Raw genomic sequence first — 15,576 nt, forward strand, 5'->3', positions numbered from 1 at the left:
CTTATTTTTTTAGGGATTTGAAGACTTCCAAATATTGATCCGTCACATAGTCCCAGTTGTACTTTTGGGTGAGGCCATCCCTTGAGGTGGATCTCAACGTATCCAATTCCATTGGGGACTGCTCCGCCCTGTCGATGATTTCCAAAACCGCGGTATGGCTTTTTTCGAAATACCAGCCATGTTTTCCATTTTGGAGCATTTCCTGGTTGAATCGGGTGTTCAGGGCTAAAATGGCGCAACCATATCCCAATGCTTTGAGCATTGCCGGATTGGTGCCGCCGTATTCATGACCGTGAAAATAGGCAAAAGATTGGTGATACAAGGCCGTTAATTCTTCGGGATCGGTGATATAACCTGTAAACAACAAGCGATCATCCTCAATTGCCTTCAATTCTTCCACATAGGCATCTGTATAGGGAATGTCTCCGACGATCACCAATTTCCTTTTGGTTTTGGATTGGACAAATCCTTCGATGATCAGATCGGCATTGTTGTCCGGAACCAAACGGCCCACGATAAGGTAATAGCCCTGAGGTTCCAAACCCCAATTTCTGATTCTTTCGGGATTGGAATCATGTGCGGGATTGGCACCGTAGGCGATGATGGTGGAAGGCGCATCAAAAAGTTCGAGATAGGTTTTCTGCATTTCTACAGAATCCGTGATGACCCGATCGTAAAGTTTTGTTGCCAATTTGGATGCCCACAAGAAGTATTTGGCACCAAAACCTTTCCATTTTGGTCTTAACCATTCCAAACCGTCCACATTGATGGCGGTTGGTTTGCCAAAAAACTTGGTGAGAAAGCCAAAGGGGCCATTGGCACTGTTGACCACGAAAATCACATCCACATCCGATAAGCAGGCATGAAGGATGGAAAAAAACGAGTGGGACAATTGGCTCAGACTTTTGGTTTCGATCCCGGGTATATAAACCAGTTTGATGCCGTTTACTACCGGAGGCTTTACCGGAAAAAGGGAACTGTGACAGTAAATCCTTACTTCAACTCCTTTTCGGTTCAGTCTTTCTCCCATTTCCTTCATCAAGGTATCATATCCCCCATATACATAAGGATAGCCTTTGGCACCGAGCATGGCTACCTTTAGTTTCTTTTCTTTGGAGATATCTGACATATCAATTGCTGTATGTTTTGGTTGAATTTTTCAAAACTATATTCTTCCTGGACCTTAATTTGCCCTTTTCTACCCATTTGTCTTGCCAATTCAGGATTGGTTATCAACCGGTCAAGCATTTCTACTCCTGCGCTACGGTCACCGATTTCGATAAGGAATCCTGTCTCTCCCTCGTTGATCATTTCTTCGGCGCCACCGGATTTGGTGGCCACGATGGGCAATCCCGTAGCCATGGCTTCCAGGACCACAGTGGGGAAAGAGTCCGGCAGGATGGAGGGCAGGACAAATATATCTGTTGCTTTTAGAATCTCCGGGATATCCAATCGGAAACCCAAATCTTGGACACTTGCCGCCAATCCATTCTCTTCGATAAAGGATTTTATGGCATCATGTATTCCCTCGTATCCGGGATATGGATCCCCCACTAGCAAAAAGTGTACATTTTTGTGTTTTTGAATCAATTCTTTGGCCATTTCCAAAAAAAACAGTTGGCCTTTTCCGGGATTGATCCTGCCTACCATCGTGATAACGGTCTTGTTGATGGGGACTTGAAGGTAATATTTTGCGTCGATTTCAGGTTCCAAAAAAGGACCATAGTCCAGTCCGTTGTAGATGACTTGCGGTTTGGCTTTTTTTAGATAACCCTCCCAATGTTTGGCCACGGCATCAGAAACCACCACTGGATACAAGGTGCTGGCATCGATAGATCTGGCCAAAAACTTGATCATGATTTTTGGGGATTTGATGATCTCATGGATATGCCAGATGTGCGGAATTCCTTTTCTTCTTGCAAAAATGGCCCCGACGAGCACTGCAAGGGTGTTGGAATAGATCAGACTTATTTCCCCTTGCTTTTGTATTTTTTTGAGAAATCTGTATGAAATAAAAAGCCTTTTGAATCTGTTCAAAATCCCCATGGGATGGAAATGTTTCCGCCGGAGAATGCCGAGATTGGTGATTTGTACGCTGAAGCCCAGCTGTTCAATTTCGGTTTTCAAAGGGCCTTCTCCCGGAAGGATCACCAAAACGTCAAAGCCCGATTTCCTAAAAATCTCAAGCACATAAAGCAGGATTTTGGATGCTCCATAAAGTTCGGATGAACTATGTAAAAAAATGACTTTACCTCTCTGTTGCATTTAGCAATTGCCTATTAAATTCTTTGGGTTTGCAAAAATAGGAGGAATAAAATAAAAAAGCAGAGAATATGTGAATAAGTCATTATCTGATTGATCTTTTTGGTATAAAAACCGGCTTTTTTTCACAGATAATCGATTTTAAGGAGATCCGGTCGATCAGGATCCCAGGGCAATACATCCTTAGTCTTTCCTGAAATAGATTCGCAAAACACCCCCTTTTTGGAAAAGCGTGGAAAGACTTTCCAGAACAAAAGCCAAGGGCAAAGTCACAAGAATGCTTGCCAAAAGCAGCGGTTTTCGTCTGTTTTTTAGGTCAAAGATGATGTTGCCTCGGTACCCGAATTTTCCCAAAATTGCCCGCAACATGCCCAGAACGCCCAAGTGAATCGAAAATCCCTGTTGTTTTACGGGGATGAACCCGATGGTCTTCATTTGGTTTTTCAGCTGATCAGCTGTCCAATGACTCAAGTGCCTCGGAATATCCAAGTGCATCCAGTCCTTGGCCGCGATCCGGGATTGCCAGCTGCCGTAGTTCGGTACCTCGATCACCAAAACTCCAGACTTTGACAGGTTTTTATTGGTCAATTCATGCAGGAGTGCTACCGGTTCAGGAAGATGTTCCAAGACGTGAAAAAGCGTGATCAGGTCAAATTCTCCGGTATTTATTTTTCCTCCTTGGTAAAAGCCCGTTTGGATTTCCAAACCGTATTTTTCCTGGGCAAAAGCCGCTCGGGAAGGGGATGTCTCGATTCCCAAAGTCTCCCATCCCGAAAGCTTTGCCTGTACTAAAAACTGCCCCTTACCGGAGCCAAAATCCAGGACCTTGGTCTTTTTTTCGTGGCCAAGCAAAGTGGAGACCGTTGCGATTACTTTCTTCGCTTCCCCAAAGATGATTTTTTCAAAAATGGATTTCCTGTTGTCCACCACTGCATACACCTCGTCCTCATAAAGGGCTTCCGCATCGATGGCTTTTTCAATAAAGGTCCAGGTAAGACCACACTGATGGCAAGGAACCAAAGCCAATTCCGGCGGGGAATTTTTTGCGGGAGCATTACAGACAGGGCACTTGATTTGCCTCATGAAAAGGGAAAGAAATTGGGGAAGATTAAACCGAATTCGAACTTCAGAAGGCAAAGGTAGGCATTAAAATTTATTGAAATAAATCTGAAAAGGTGATAAGCTGGACGGTAATTTATATTTTTGTTGTTCATTCACCCAGAAACAGATTCATCTTTAGCCCCGGCTTTATCATTTTTAATTCCAAAAATTCAAAATGAACACAAAAGAAAATATTTTTAAAAGCCTCGAAGTGGAGGTGTTGAACACGAATAAGCCCCAGGATACTGAATATTTTAATTTTCATAAAAGGCGATTCGAAAGGCTTTATGATTTTGTGGTGAGTAAAAATCCGACAGGGAAAAAATTAAGGGTTCTTGAACTGGGGAGTCATTATTTGCATACTTCCTACATCATCAATGCATTGGGGCATGAACTCCATGGCGTGGATGTTTCTGAATTTTGGGAACTGGATTTTGTGAAAGAGCGGTCAAAAAAATTGGGTATTAAAGAAATTTCCGAAAATGACCTTGCCAATTTTCATGCATTGGATGCCATTGAGGGAGAATATGATCTGATTTTATTCACCGAAATCATGGAACATATCACCTTTAACCCGGTGAATTTCTGGAAAAAAATCCATCATAAAACCGCGGATGGTGGGATGATCTATATCTCCACGCCTAACAGTTTCAATCTGCCCAATATTGTGAGAAGTGTGAAAAACATGGTCACTTTCAATTCAATAGGGATTTCAGCCGAGGACATTTTGGACAAGGTGACCTATGGCCATCATTGGAAAGAATACTCTGCCAAAGAGGTCCAAAGATATTTTCAATTGCTCAGCGACGATTTTGAGGTGGAGATCCACAAATACCATTACAAGGAATTTGAAATGAAAGGGCCTTTTTTGATGTTCAAGATCCTCTCAAAAATCGGAAATCTCACTGGCTTCCTATCCGAGGAATTGGAAATAATCGTTCGGGTCAAAAAGAACCAGGGTTGGAAAAAGGAATTGCCCAGGTATTGATTTCTTTTTAGGTAAAATTCCTGTCGTGCCGCTGGCACTTTGATCGGGAGATGGTTTTTTGCTATCCCCACAATGAATTGTAGGGTTAAGATTTGAATCAAGCCTACGGCTTTTGTTGGGGGGATCGTATTCTCAATCGCGTAGCGATGCTAGAAATCTTAACAGGGGATTTCGGAAGTTCTTTCGGGCATTGATCATATGGGGCGAAATTTTCCTTCGTGCCGCTGGCACTTTGATCGGGAGATGGTTTTTTGCTATCCCCACAATGAATTGTGGGGTTAAGATTTGAATCAAGCCTACGGCTTTTGTTGGGGGATCGTATTCTCAATCGCGTAGCGATGCCAGAAATCTTAACAGGGGATTTCGGAAGTTCTTTCGGGCATTGATCATATGGGGCGAAATTTTCCTTCGTGTCGCTGGCACTTTGATCGGGAGATTGTTTTCTGCTATCCCCACAATGAATTCTGGGGTTAAGATTTGAACCAAGCCTACGGCTTTTGTTGGGGGGATCGTATTTTCAATCGCGTAGCGATGCCAGAAATCTTAACAGGGGATTTCAATCCCCTGAAATACGTGTTACTCTTTATTAAAATCCCATAGGGATGGGACAAATTCCCGAGCCTTACAAGCACCTCAAATTCCCAATCCAGCCTTAAATTTTCTCAAAATAAAAGCATGCCTGATCTCCTTTGTTTTCCTGATTGAGGGCGATGGCCTTGTTTTCATAGTCCAAGAGTTCTTCTGCGGTAAACTCCAGCGAAAGGTCTGTGCCCGCAAATTTCATCCCTTTTTTGTAGAGAATGGGTCCCCAAAATTGGTTGGCACCACTGTCGAACACAACCGGCTTCATCGAAAACCCGAAATCGGATGAAATCATTTTCATGGCTTTTACGCTGGGGATATAAAAGTGTCTGGGAGAATCCAGTTGAAACCAATAAATTCCTTCTTGTTTCCAAACTTCCCCATCCGTGACGGGTACCCGGATGAGTAGCCTCCCGCCTTTTTTTACAATCTGGGATAATTTTTCGAAAACCTTCCTTGGAAATTCCATGTGCTCAAAGGAATGGTGCATCATGACGACGTCAAATTTTCCGGACACCTCATCAATGCTTTTTCTCAGCAGTTGAAAACCATTGGTTTTGGTTTCTTGGGAAAGATAAGGGTCAAAGCCCCAAAGGTTTTTGAAACCCGAGCTCTTCATTTCGTATACCAATTGACCGTTTCCACAGCCGATATCGGCAATATGCTCATTTGTTTTTGCGCGCAGGGTTTTCAGCCAAGTGAGATACGCCGGATTTCCAGAAGCAAGCAGGTTCGCTGAAGCGAGGGACCAGCGAATTTTCTTGATCAGATTTTTGAGACGATCGCTTTTGACCAGATTGCCAAAGGCGTAGTAATTATTGGGGTAATACGCATCCATCTTTTTCGGAACGGCAATCAGCTGGACCGATTGACAGGAACTGCATTCCAAAAAATCAAAGGAACCTCCGAGACCGAACATTCTTTCGGTGGATTGGAAAATCCTATTGTCCTGAGAATTTCCGCAAGCCACACAGGTGTTGGATTTGTCTATTTTGGCTTCGTTCAAAATAATATGGGTTTTGATTTAATTTTTTCATCCTCTTTTGTTTCAAAAAAACGGCGTGAATCGAAAAGAATGATGGGACAAAACTATTGAATTTTTCAGGAAAATAATGGTCAGACGCGAAATTCAGATTTTTGATGAGGTTCGTTCTGTTTTAAATTCAGCTTCCCAAATGATTCTTTTTATCATGGGATGAAGATGAATTTTTACAATTCAGGTTTTTTACAAATAATCCATTGGTTGACTTGGAAATAATTTTGGATAAGCTTTGCCATTCTTTTTTGGAATGAAATTTTATAGGTGAGTAAGTTTTGAAGCTTCTCCCCCATGCCGTGAGTAAAGTGTTGAACCACCTCAAAATCCTCGTTTTTGCAGATTTGTGCAAGTAGTTTTTTGGGGAAAATAAAGGTGTGCTCCACTCCATCGATGATTAAAGGAACCTGCAAGGAGAGCAGTTTTATCATTCGGTATCCTTTGTAGAGGTTGCTTGACATATTTGGGGTTCCGATTGCCATGGTACCACCTGGTTTTAATATCCTGTGGATTTCCCGGATATATTGGATGGGGTCAAGTACATGTTCGATCACATGGGATATATAGACAAAACTAAAATGATTGTCTGGATAATTTGCGTCAAACAATTCACCCTGAAAGACTTCGACTTTAAATTGTTCCTGGACAAATTCCAGCGCACCGGAATCAAATTCTGTGGCGTACAAATCAAACCCCAATCGGTTTGCATATGCCAGGCCCAATCCCAATCCACAGCCCACATCCAAAAAACGTTCATTGTCGGGATAATGCGCCATATAAGCGGCTTCTTTAAAAATTTCTTGGGGATTCAAGGATTTGATTCTCTGAAAGTGATCTAAAATCAGGTTTTTATAATGCGTTTTTTCATATTGGGGTTTCTCATAATAATTGGAGTAATATGTCGACAATTCTGAAGCATCTGCCATGGGATTGGCAAATACCAATTTGCATTTTTGACACTCAACTCTGGAAATATGCGGTCCCGGTCTGTGGCAGTCGATTGCATAACCTTTCAGGTCTGAAGAATTACAAATGGGGCATTCCCGATATAAAATCATAAAGTTTTTGGACTAATTTTTTTTAAGAAAAGTGCTGGTTTTCATAAGTGTTTGCGAAACTCCTTATAAAAAGCTTTTCGGGTAAATTCATTTTTCCTCAAGTATCCTTTTTCGATCATTTGGATGCAGAATTCAGGCCGAATATATACGGTTTCCATTGCCATGGCCAAATCCTGAAAATCACCCATTCCCGTAATCAATCCCGCTCCTCCGGCTACTTCCACCAAGGCTTCTTGGTCAGAGAGGATGACCGGCAATCCATTGCACATGGCTTCAATGATGGGAATTCCAAACCCTTCATTTGAAGAAGGGAATACGTAAGCCAAAGCATTTTTATAGAGTGTTTTGACACTCTCATCCGAAAGGAATCCGGTCATTATTACTTTTCCCTCCAAATTTAATTCTTTTATTTTATCCACCACTTTTTGATAATCATCCAAATTGGTGCTAAGTCCTTTTTCCCCAGCCAACACCAATTTCAATTTTTCAGGATATTTTTGGTCAAAAATACCGAATGCCTGAACCAAAACTGGAAGCAATTTTCTTCTGTCAAAACTGCCGACATGGAGAAAAAATGATTGACGATGCAGGTCATGCAAAGCGATAACGTCTGTTTCTGGTGTTTCTGGCAATAATTTGGGACATTGGTAAATTACATTTATGGGATTTGTGATCCCTGCTATTCGTTGAAGGGAATTCTTGGAATAATTGGAGGTGGTGATCAGTGTGGTATTTCCCTTGATTCCCCAAAAAAACATTTTCAGGAAATACTTCCTCCAGATAGCATTGTAATTCTGTGGCATTTGCCAGAAAAAAGCATCATGAACCACAACCAATTTTTTGGTGGGGAGTGGAATGACGGGTGCAAGAAAATCAAAACAAATGAGTACATCCGGTTTTTCTTTCCAGACCCTGAACGGGAGCAAAACCTGCTTCCAAAAAAAATAATAGAGGTGATAATATAACTTTTTCCAATAGGCAACATTTCCCCTAAAAGTAGATTTGTTGGCTTGTTTTTGAAAATCATGGGTGAAGATATATTGGATTTCTTTCTCTTCATTTTCAAGGACCGCCTGACAAAACTCCACCATATAGGTTTTGATTCCCGTAAGTGCGGTATTGAGGTAAAATAAGTCGACCAATACTTTTCTTTTCATATTGCCAAGGTCGGTTGATGAGTGTTGAGGGCTTGGTATTCCCGAATACTGTAGCCGACCATCCACCATGTCACCCAGGAAACATACGTGTAGATTTCTACATTTGCAGTGAAAAGCGGCAATAATAATCCGAATTTGACAGTTGCCGCCACAAATGCGATTCGCGCAGTCATTGTATTGGGCGTTTGATTGAATACCTTAAGTGAGTATCGGATGCTGTAAGCCAATAGCAAGATGTAAAGAAGCATGCCTATCCAACCCAATTGCACGCCAAAGATTAGAAATTGGTTTTCGCCACCTATGCGAAGTTCATCCTCCACGCTGCCGAAATTTCCGCTCATGGCCAAACCTATTCCCAAAGGATTGGCGACCATAGAGTCCAGGGCCAGAAGCCATTCGATGACATGGCCCATGCTGGAAGTGTTTTCAAACGTCAAAGTATCCAATACATAATAGTAAAGATCATCTGTGGCAAAGAAGAGGATATAGGCCGAAAAACATACAGCCAGTAACACTCCAGAAACGATGAGCTTATTTAGTTTGAAAATCAAGGCAATGAAGAAAACCATCAGAAAGAAGGCCGCAAAAGCTGCTCTGGAAGCTGAAAAAAACAAGCCCATCATTGCACAAAACATCACAACGGTGTAAAGAAACCATTTTTCTCGTTTGGAAGTCAAAAACCAGATCAGTCCTGCCGAAAAGCCCATCAACACGGAGCTGGCCAATTCCAATGGATCCGCATAGAAAGAAGCCAAGCGTTTGGTTACCGCCTGAGTTTCAAAGGTCCATGTTAAGCCGAAATGTCCCGCAGGTTCAATGTCGCTGATTACCGCATTGTAATTTGCATAACCCGTCAAAGATTGAAGATGGGTATCGATGGATTTTTCAAAAATATTGACCACAAAGGCCGCGATGGTGACAAAGAAAATCAATTGAAAAACTCTATTTACTTCCAAATCCGAAAAATTTGTGTTGCGCCCAATAAAGTAGACGAACCCAGGAATCAGAATACTTTTCATATACAGTGCCTTATTCAAGAAGGGAGCCCCGATGGGCAAAAAAAGATAAAGCATTGCAAGCCCGACAAAGGCTAAAAATAATTTGTCCACGAGATGGAGTCTAAAAGGGTATTCCAAGACATTCTTTTGGTAGACCAAAAAGCCAAGGACACTACAAACCACCACCAACTCCTTTAAAATCTGAAAAAATTTGACTAATAAAATTGAATTTGTCGCTTGAAGGGTAAGGCTTAAAATCGTGATATAAATAGGCAGATAAAGCAAAAGGAAATAAATGCTGTATTCCCATTTTGCCTTTAGGAAGATTTGCTGCAAGACGATAAGCGTCAAGACAACAAAACTTCCTCCTAGAATTAAGAAAAAAATTATGGACATAATGGTGTATTAGATTCAGGGTTCAATTGAAAGCCATCTTTGATTCCGCGCAAAACAGCTTTTGCTTTCTTGAATCTTTTTCTCAGGCAAAAATAAGAGATCCAAACCATATATTTCAATAACTGATAGCCAAAGGCCAAAAGAGCAAAAGGAAAAAGGCCATGGTTGCGAATCAAAAAGATTTGGTTTCTGGCATGGAGGTAAAACACGGTTGCGCTCAATGTGCCTTCACTATGGGTTTTTTTAGAGGAAGCACCCGCTTCATGAAAAATTATAGCCTTACTCGCCAAGAATATTTGATATCCCTTTTTTTTCATTCGCAAAGACCAATCCACGTCTTCGAAATAAGCAAAATATCCCGGCACCATAAAACCCACATCCTGTAATACCTCCTTGGAAATCAGCAAACAGCAACCGGTTGCCCAGTCGAGTTCCCGATCAGGAATGAGCTGTGGGTCGATTGTTTTTCGGTCGTGAAGAGTGGTGGGGATTGCCAAAAGGGAATTGTATTTTCCTCCGGCACTCCAGATGATTTTTCGTTGTTGATTGAAAAATATCAAAGGTTGGATCAGACCTGCATTGGGCTGAAGTTTTTGGAATAAGATCAATTGATCGAGAAAATCAGGGGAAACTTCCGTGTCGTTATTTAGCAATAAAATATTGTCAAATCCATTTTCCAAAGCATAGGCCATTCCCACATTGTTGCCACCTGTAAAGCCGATGTTCTCAGCAAGACCGATGTAATGGTGGGCGGGATAAGCCTCCCGGAGTTTTTGGAGAGAGTTATCCGTGGAACCATTGTCTATGACAATTATTTTGAAAGAAGGATACAATGTGTTTTCCAATGACCGAATACATTGGAGTGTAAAAGGAAAGCCATTCCAATTAATGATGATGATGGCTACCGAAGAGACTTGAAGTGATTCCATTGAAGATCGCTTTTTCATTTTTATAGATGAGTACTAGACCCACGAAAAACACAAATAATTCTTTGGCCAACAAACCAAAACATAACCCGGTGCCGCCAAAATTTAATCCCAGAACAATTGAAACCACCAACATAAAGATACACATCGTCCAAGACAATCTGAAAAGGAGGTTTTTTCTATCTGTGACCAAAAGAATAGTGATGTTCAAAATATTCAAGCAGGCTACAAAAGGGATAAAAGACAAAATTTTAAGGTATAAGATGGATTCTTCCAAATACTGCTTGGTCATGACCTTGACGATAAAGGGTGCAAGCAGGAAGGTCATCATTGATATAATCACGCTGAGGATAATGGCGGTATAATATATCTTTCTCAGATATCGATAAAACCCCGGTCTGTCATTTTGATAAAGCTTGGAAGCATTTGGATAAATGGATTGAATCACCAATGCGGGAAACATTCTGAGGACAAAGGAGATTTTTTCCGCCAAACTAAACATTCCCAAAGTCTCCGCATTGGAAAAAAAACTCAGGATGATCAATCCCCCATTCACTGAAAAGTGGGATGTTAGATTGGACAAGAAAAGAAAAATGTTTTCTTTAAAAGAAATAACCAATGCCTTAAGTCGAGGTTTAAAAAGTTTAATTTCCAGTTCATAATGAATGTAAAGCAACAGGCAAAGATTGATGACCAGGGCGGATCCTCCAAAAATGAAATTCACCCATTTTGATTGTTCGGGAGACTGTATAAAAAGTACTATCCCCATCAGAAACAGTAGCTTGCTGAAAATATTGGTGATGGAAACCAATTTCATTTTTTCGAGACCCTGAAAAAACCAGAGAGGAAGGGCTGCTTCCGAAAACAGGATCAACATCGATAAAATGAGAATCGTCTGGTAGCCTTGAAAAAGATTAAAAACAAAAACACTGATCAGAATAACCACCGAAGTCAAGGAAGCCAGCAACATCTTACTCGAAATAATATTGGAGAAAATATGAGACAGCGCCTCTTTGTCATTGCTTTGGAGGGCGACCGCTCGTGGAGCACTTAGACTATATCCATAATCTACCACAATATTGGCCAATATGATCACAGATAGAGCAAGGTTGACCAAGCCAAACTGATCCACGCCGATTGACTGAATCAACAAGGGCATGGAAATCAGGGAAATCAATATATTCGACGCTTGAATGGTCACCAAAAAAGCGAAATTCTGAATGGATTTGTTCCGAATAAGGTGGCTGAATGGAAATGAGGTTATTTTTTCAAACATGATTAAAAAATGTCAGGCCCATCAAGATGCTTTGATGTGAATGCGATAGAGCGCGGTAACATACAGAAAAATCACCATCAAGATCCCCGCAAATAGTCCTCCCAAAACCATCCCTTTGAGTGGTCGGATTTCCGAACGGGTCAATGGATATCTCGGGGAGTCGATGAGCTGGATCAATGGCGAATTGTTTCTATGGTTGACCTTGGCGATTTCCAGATTTTTGACGATTTCGGAATAGATGGCAGAAGATGCCTGCACATCCACCTGTTTTTTCTTGGCATCCACGATGCCCGCTTGGAGCAAGGGGTTTGGATTTGGGATTCGATCCGTGCTGCTCGCGTAAGCAGTAAGGCTTCCGTCCAGGATGACCCTAACACTGTCGGCCTGCGACTGCAAAATCCTTAGATTCTCAGCGGTTTTCTTGGTTTTGGTTTCCAGATAAAAACTGTTGACATTCTCCACCAAGGCCTCATTGAAGACCTTTGCGAAAGCCTCATCCTTTGAAGAAATGTTTACCTGGATGATGGTGAGCTTACGGTTTGGTTTGTCAACGGCAAGTTGGCTTTTGCGGATAAGTTTAGAGACTTCTTTGACGACTGAATCCTGGGTGATGCTGAATTTTTCGCGATCAATTGAAAAATCGATCGCACTGAAATCCACCTTGTTTTTCCATTTTTGATCCAGCTTGTTGAAGGTGATGAATCGGTCGATGAGCAATTGACTTGAATCGAAAGGGCTCAACAGGGTTTTGCCCATCATGTTGTCCGAGCGGTAGAGCTCCATGATGTTGTCCCCTTGAAACAAACCGCTGGAACTGCCCAAAGAGCCGAGATTGACACCCACCAAAGAGGCCAAACCTGACATTTGCCCAAGTCCTGAGGCATCTGATTCCTCCAATACAAAAGAGGTCTCGGCAATGTAGACGGGCTTTTTGAACTTTGAAACCAAATATCCCAATCCCACTCCGATCACTCCAGCCAAGAATATCAATTTCCACTGACCTACAAAAAACCTGACCCAATTCCGAATGCGCAGGATGACCTCCCTAAACGTGATTTTATCGTCCAATATATGTTCTTGATTTGCCATGCTGATTACCAGTTGATTTGGGAAGAGATCAGGAGCAGGGTTGCCAATCCAGTGGAAATTCCCACCAATTCCCCCGGTCGAAGCGGGATTCTGGGTCCTTTGGTCGGCACGATCACTTCAGCGCCAGGCTCGACACCGGGGAAAACCCGCAAGCCAAGAAAACTTTTTGTCCGGGCAACTTCCCCGTTTGCATAGACGACATAAGTCCGCTTGCGATTGGCACGGTTGTCAAAACCGCCCGATTGGTTGATATAATACTTCATTCCCCTGGCAGATTCATGCCGCACGGTGGTTGGATACACGACATCTCCCCGCATTCTCACGGTTTGGAGTTGTCTAGGAATGGAAATAATATCGCCTTCTTCCAAGATAAGATCGTATTCAGATCCCGGATTTTTGAGTATGGACTCCAAATCGATGGCGACGGCTTCCGTTTGTTTGATTTTAATGGGAGAAAGATTGCTTTTGGTTTCGGATATTCCCGTGATGGCGTCTCTCTTGGATTGAGAGGCGGAAGCAGTTTCCATGGCATCAAGCGCTGGGGTTTTTCCGAGGTCTTGAAACAAACGTGCGAGCAGCAATTCCTGGGCTTCGGTATTGTTGGGGTCCAGAAGCATTTTTTGCTGGAGGTCTGAAAGGTTTCTCTGTCTCCGGATTTGTTCGGATTCTGTTTCGTAAAATTCCGTTCTCCGGATCAAGGTTGCCCCTTTGGGATAGGCGAAAGCTGTCAAACCTCCCGCTCTTCGAATAACATCTGAAATCCTTTCCTGGGCAGACTTCACGGCAAACACCCCCGGGGAATTGATTTGTCCTTCCACTTGAATCAATTTCTCCAAGGTGAAATTCGGTTTTCTCCGGATGATCAAATTGTCAAAAGGCGCCATTGCAATGGGGTTTGCGCGTAGGGAAAGATCTGCATTGATTTGCACAGGCACCAGTTCTGAGAAAGCGCCTACTTCTGGATTTACCAATCTTCTGGCGATTTCAATGTCATTGATATTGGCAGCTTCCCTTAAGCCTCCGGCAAGGACAATCAGGTCCTCTACGGTCATTTCGCTGGAGTAGGGATAGGTTCCGGGATTCCTTACTTCACCCGTTACCTGCACATAAATTTCCTCCTTGAGGTCGTAGATGCTTGACACCCGAACCACATCTTCCCGCTGAAGGGAAATGTCTGATTGGCTGCCATTGAGGATGTTTCTAAGATTGACGGAAAGTACTTCCGTGCTGAGGTCTTCATTTGTCCGGAGGATACTCGCGCGTTCCAGATTGGCTTCTCCACGGACCCCATCGGCATTTCGGATCAATTGGACCAAGGTGAGGCCTTCGGTCAAGGCGTAATTGCCTTCCCTAAATACAGCGCCTTTGATCTGAACCCGATTGGCGAAGCGGTTGAGCACTTTTCCTACGGTATATTGGTCACCGCCTTTTACGGAGAAGATGGCAAATTGATTTTGGTAAATGTCTGAAACCGCCCGCTCTTTTCCTGTGATCCGCGTGACATTGATTCGGTCTCGAAAGGCCTCATCCGTGAATCCACCTGCATATTTCAGCAGTTGATCGAAGTTTTCGTTTTCCTTCACCTCAAAAATCTTCGGCCTTTTGACTTCCCCGATCACGGAAACCCTGGAAATAAAGGGTTCCACCAAAATCACGTCCTGATCCCGAAGTTGGAAGTCCAGGCTGGCGATTCCTTCTACCAAGAAAGTGTAGATATCGATTGTCGAAACCGTTTTGCCATCCCGGATGACTTTGATGTTTCGCATGGTGCCATTGTCATTTGGGCCGCCTGCTGCATAAAGTGCATTGAACACCGAGCTGAAAGCGCTCAGCGTAAAAGTGCCTGGAAGTCTCAGTTCACCCACCAAATGCACTTTTATCGTCCGGACATTTCCCAGAGTCACCTGAAGAAAAGTATTGGGGTTGGCGCCACGAAGGCCCGAGTAATACGTGGAAAGCCTGTTTCTGATGATTCCCGTGGATTCTTCTATGGTCTTTCCTGAAACACTCACCGGACCGATATTGTCCAATAAAAGAAATCCGTCTGGATTTACCGTGGCTTCATAATATTGCTCGGATTGTCCATAGACATCGATGTACAGCATGTCACCCGGTCCGACCACATAATTTTTTGGCGTGGCCATGTTCAGGTTGGGTTCAAATGACAATCTCCTGTTTTTGTTGTAAAAAAGATTGGAGCCGAAAACTGCGGAGATCTCATCTTTCACTCCACTAAAATCAGGTTGGAATTTAAGAATGTCTTGGGCGATGAAGTTGAGGTCTGCCTGACTTCTTGGCTCCCTTTTGGAAGCGGTTGCAGTGGATCTGGTCCCAGATCCAGTCAAGGATAACTTTTCGAGACGGATTCTAAGTTTTTCGACTTCCGTGGCGGGAACCCCCCTTACCTGGGCCATTTGTAGCAACTCTGATTCGGACAAACCGGCTTCATTTGCCCGTCGGACCAATTCCTTGATTTGTTCATCCGAGAGCTCATCCACCTTGATATTGGCGATATCCGCCATTGACTGGGAGTGAGCCGTCGGCGGAACTGCAAAAAACAAAACAAGGGACAGCAATAGCACCGACCAGCATGTTTTTAAAGTCATTTTTATTTGAAAATTCATGGGTAATTCTCTGTGTTTTGCCGTTTTCAGCCTTTTCTTTTTCGGTATAGCCGAAAAAAAAGAAGGGCTCAAAAGGGGAGTAT

12 protein-coding genes are annotated in these 15,576 nt (G+C 42.8%); 1 reads left to right on the forward strand and 11 read right to left on the reverse strand.

Features of this window, described 5'->3' with window-relative positions; translation table 11 throughout:
• Position 1: 1 nt before the first annotated feature.
• The 3 genes from F824_RS0103150 to F824_RS0103160 all read right to left on the reverse strand — a co-directional run bounded on the left by F824_RS0103150 (position 2) and on the right by F824_RS0103160 (position 3,345).
• Positions 2-1,129, reverse strand: coding sequence for a glycosyltransferase (locus F824_RS0103150; protein WP_019596401.1), 1,128 nt, complete (start codon positions 1,127-1,129; stop codon positions 2-4).
• Positions 1,099-2,265 (reverse strand): glycosyltransferase family 4 protein, encoded by a 1,167-nt coding sequence (locus tag F824_RS0103155; protein WP_019596402.1) that lies wholly within the window; start codon positions 2,263-2,265, stop codon positions 1,099-1,101. Before F824_RS0103155 ends, F824_RS0103150 begins: the two co-directional genes overlap by 31 nt.
• Before the next feature lie 180 nt (positions 2,266-2,445).
• A complete protein-coding gene (locus tag F824_RS0103160) occupies positions 2,446-3,345 on the reverse strand; it encodes a class I SAM-dependent methyltransferase (protein WP_019596403.1) in 900 nt (299 codons plus the stop codon).
• A 193-nt stretch (positions 3,346-3,538) separates the two neighbouring features.
• Here F824_RS0103160 and F824_RS0103165 point away from each other — a divergent pair, with 193 nt between their 5' ends.
• Complete coding sequence (locus tag F824_RS0103165; protein WP_019596404.1) at positions 3,539-4,351, forward strand: class I SAM-dependent methyltransferase; 813 nt, start codon at positions 3,539-3,541, stop codon at positions 4,349-4,351.
• Positions 4,352-5,003: 652 nt separating this feature from the next.
• Here F824_RS0103165 and F824_RS0103170 read toward each other — a convergent pair.
• The 8 genes from F824_RS0103170 to F824_RS0103205 form a co-directional block, all read right to left on the reverse strand.
• Positions 5,004-5,939, reverse strand: coding sequence for a class I SAM-dependent methyltransferase (locus F824_RS0103170; protein WP_022582260.1), 936 nt, complete (start codon positions 5,937-5,939; stop codon positions 5,004-5,006).
• Positions 5,940-6,142: 203 nt separating this feature from the next.
• Positions 6,143-7,027, reverse strand: a complete 885-nt coding sequence (locus tag F824_RS0103175) for a class I SAM-dependent methyltransferase (RefSeq protein WP_019596407.1) — start codon at positions 7,025-7,027, stop codon at positions 6,143-6,145.
• Positions 7,028-7,068: 41 nt separating this feature from the next.
• A complete protein-coding gene (locus tag F824_RS0103180) occupies positions 7,069-8,184 on the reverse strand; it encodes a glycosyltransferase family 4 protein (RefSeq protein WP_019596408.1) in 1,116 nt (371 codons plus the stop codon).
• Complete coding sequence (locus F824_RS0103185; protein WP_019596409.1) at positions 8,181-9,578, reverse strand: O-antigen ligase family protein; 1,398 nt, start codon at positions 9,576-9,578, stop codon at positions 8,181-8,183. The genes F824_RS0103180 and F824_RS0103185 overlap by 4 nt, the downstream gene beginning before the upstream one ends.
• The gene (locus F824_RS0103190) at positions 9,569-10,507 is read right to left on the reverse strand and encodes a glycosyltransferase family 2 protein (RefSeq protein WP_033405098.1); all 939 of its coding nucleotides are present in this window, start codon (positions 10,505-10,507) and stop codon (positions 9,569-9,571) included. The genes F824_RS0103185 and F824_RS0103190 overlap by 10 nt, the downstream gene beginning before the upstream one ends.
• Positions 10,464-11,780, reverse strand: coding sequence for an oligosaccharide flippase family protein (locus F824_RS0103195; RefSeq protein WP_019596411.1), 1,317 nt, complete (start codon positions 11,778-11,780; stop codon positions 10,464-10,466). The genes F824_RS0103190 and F824_RS0103195 overlap by 44 nt, the downstream gene beginning before the upstream one ends.
• A 21-nt stretch (positions 11,781-11,801) precedes the next feature.
• Positions 11,802-12,869, reverse strand: a complete 1,068-nt coding sequence (locus F824_RS0103200) for a GumC domain-containing protein (protein ID WP_019596412.1) — start codon at positions 12,867-12,869, stop codon at positions 11,802-11,804.
• A gap of 5 nt (positions 12,870-12,874) precedes the next feature.
• Complete coding sequence (locus tag F824_RS0103205; RefSeq protein WP_026333463.1) at positions 12,875-15,475, reverse strand: SLBB domain-containing protein; 2,601 nt, start codon at positions 15,473-15,475, stop codon at positions 12,875-12,877.
• Positions 15,476-15,576: the final 101 nt, after the last annotated feature.

This window comes from Rhodonellum psychrophilum GCM71 = DSM 17998 (genome assembly GCF_000381545.1).
In the GTDB taxonomy this organism is placed as follows: Bacteria; Bacteroidota; Bacteroidia; order Cytophagales; family Cyclobacteriaceae; genus Rhodonellum; species Rhodonellum psychrophilum.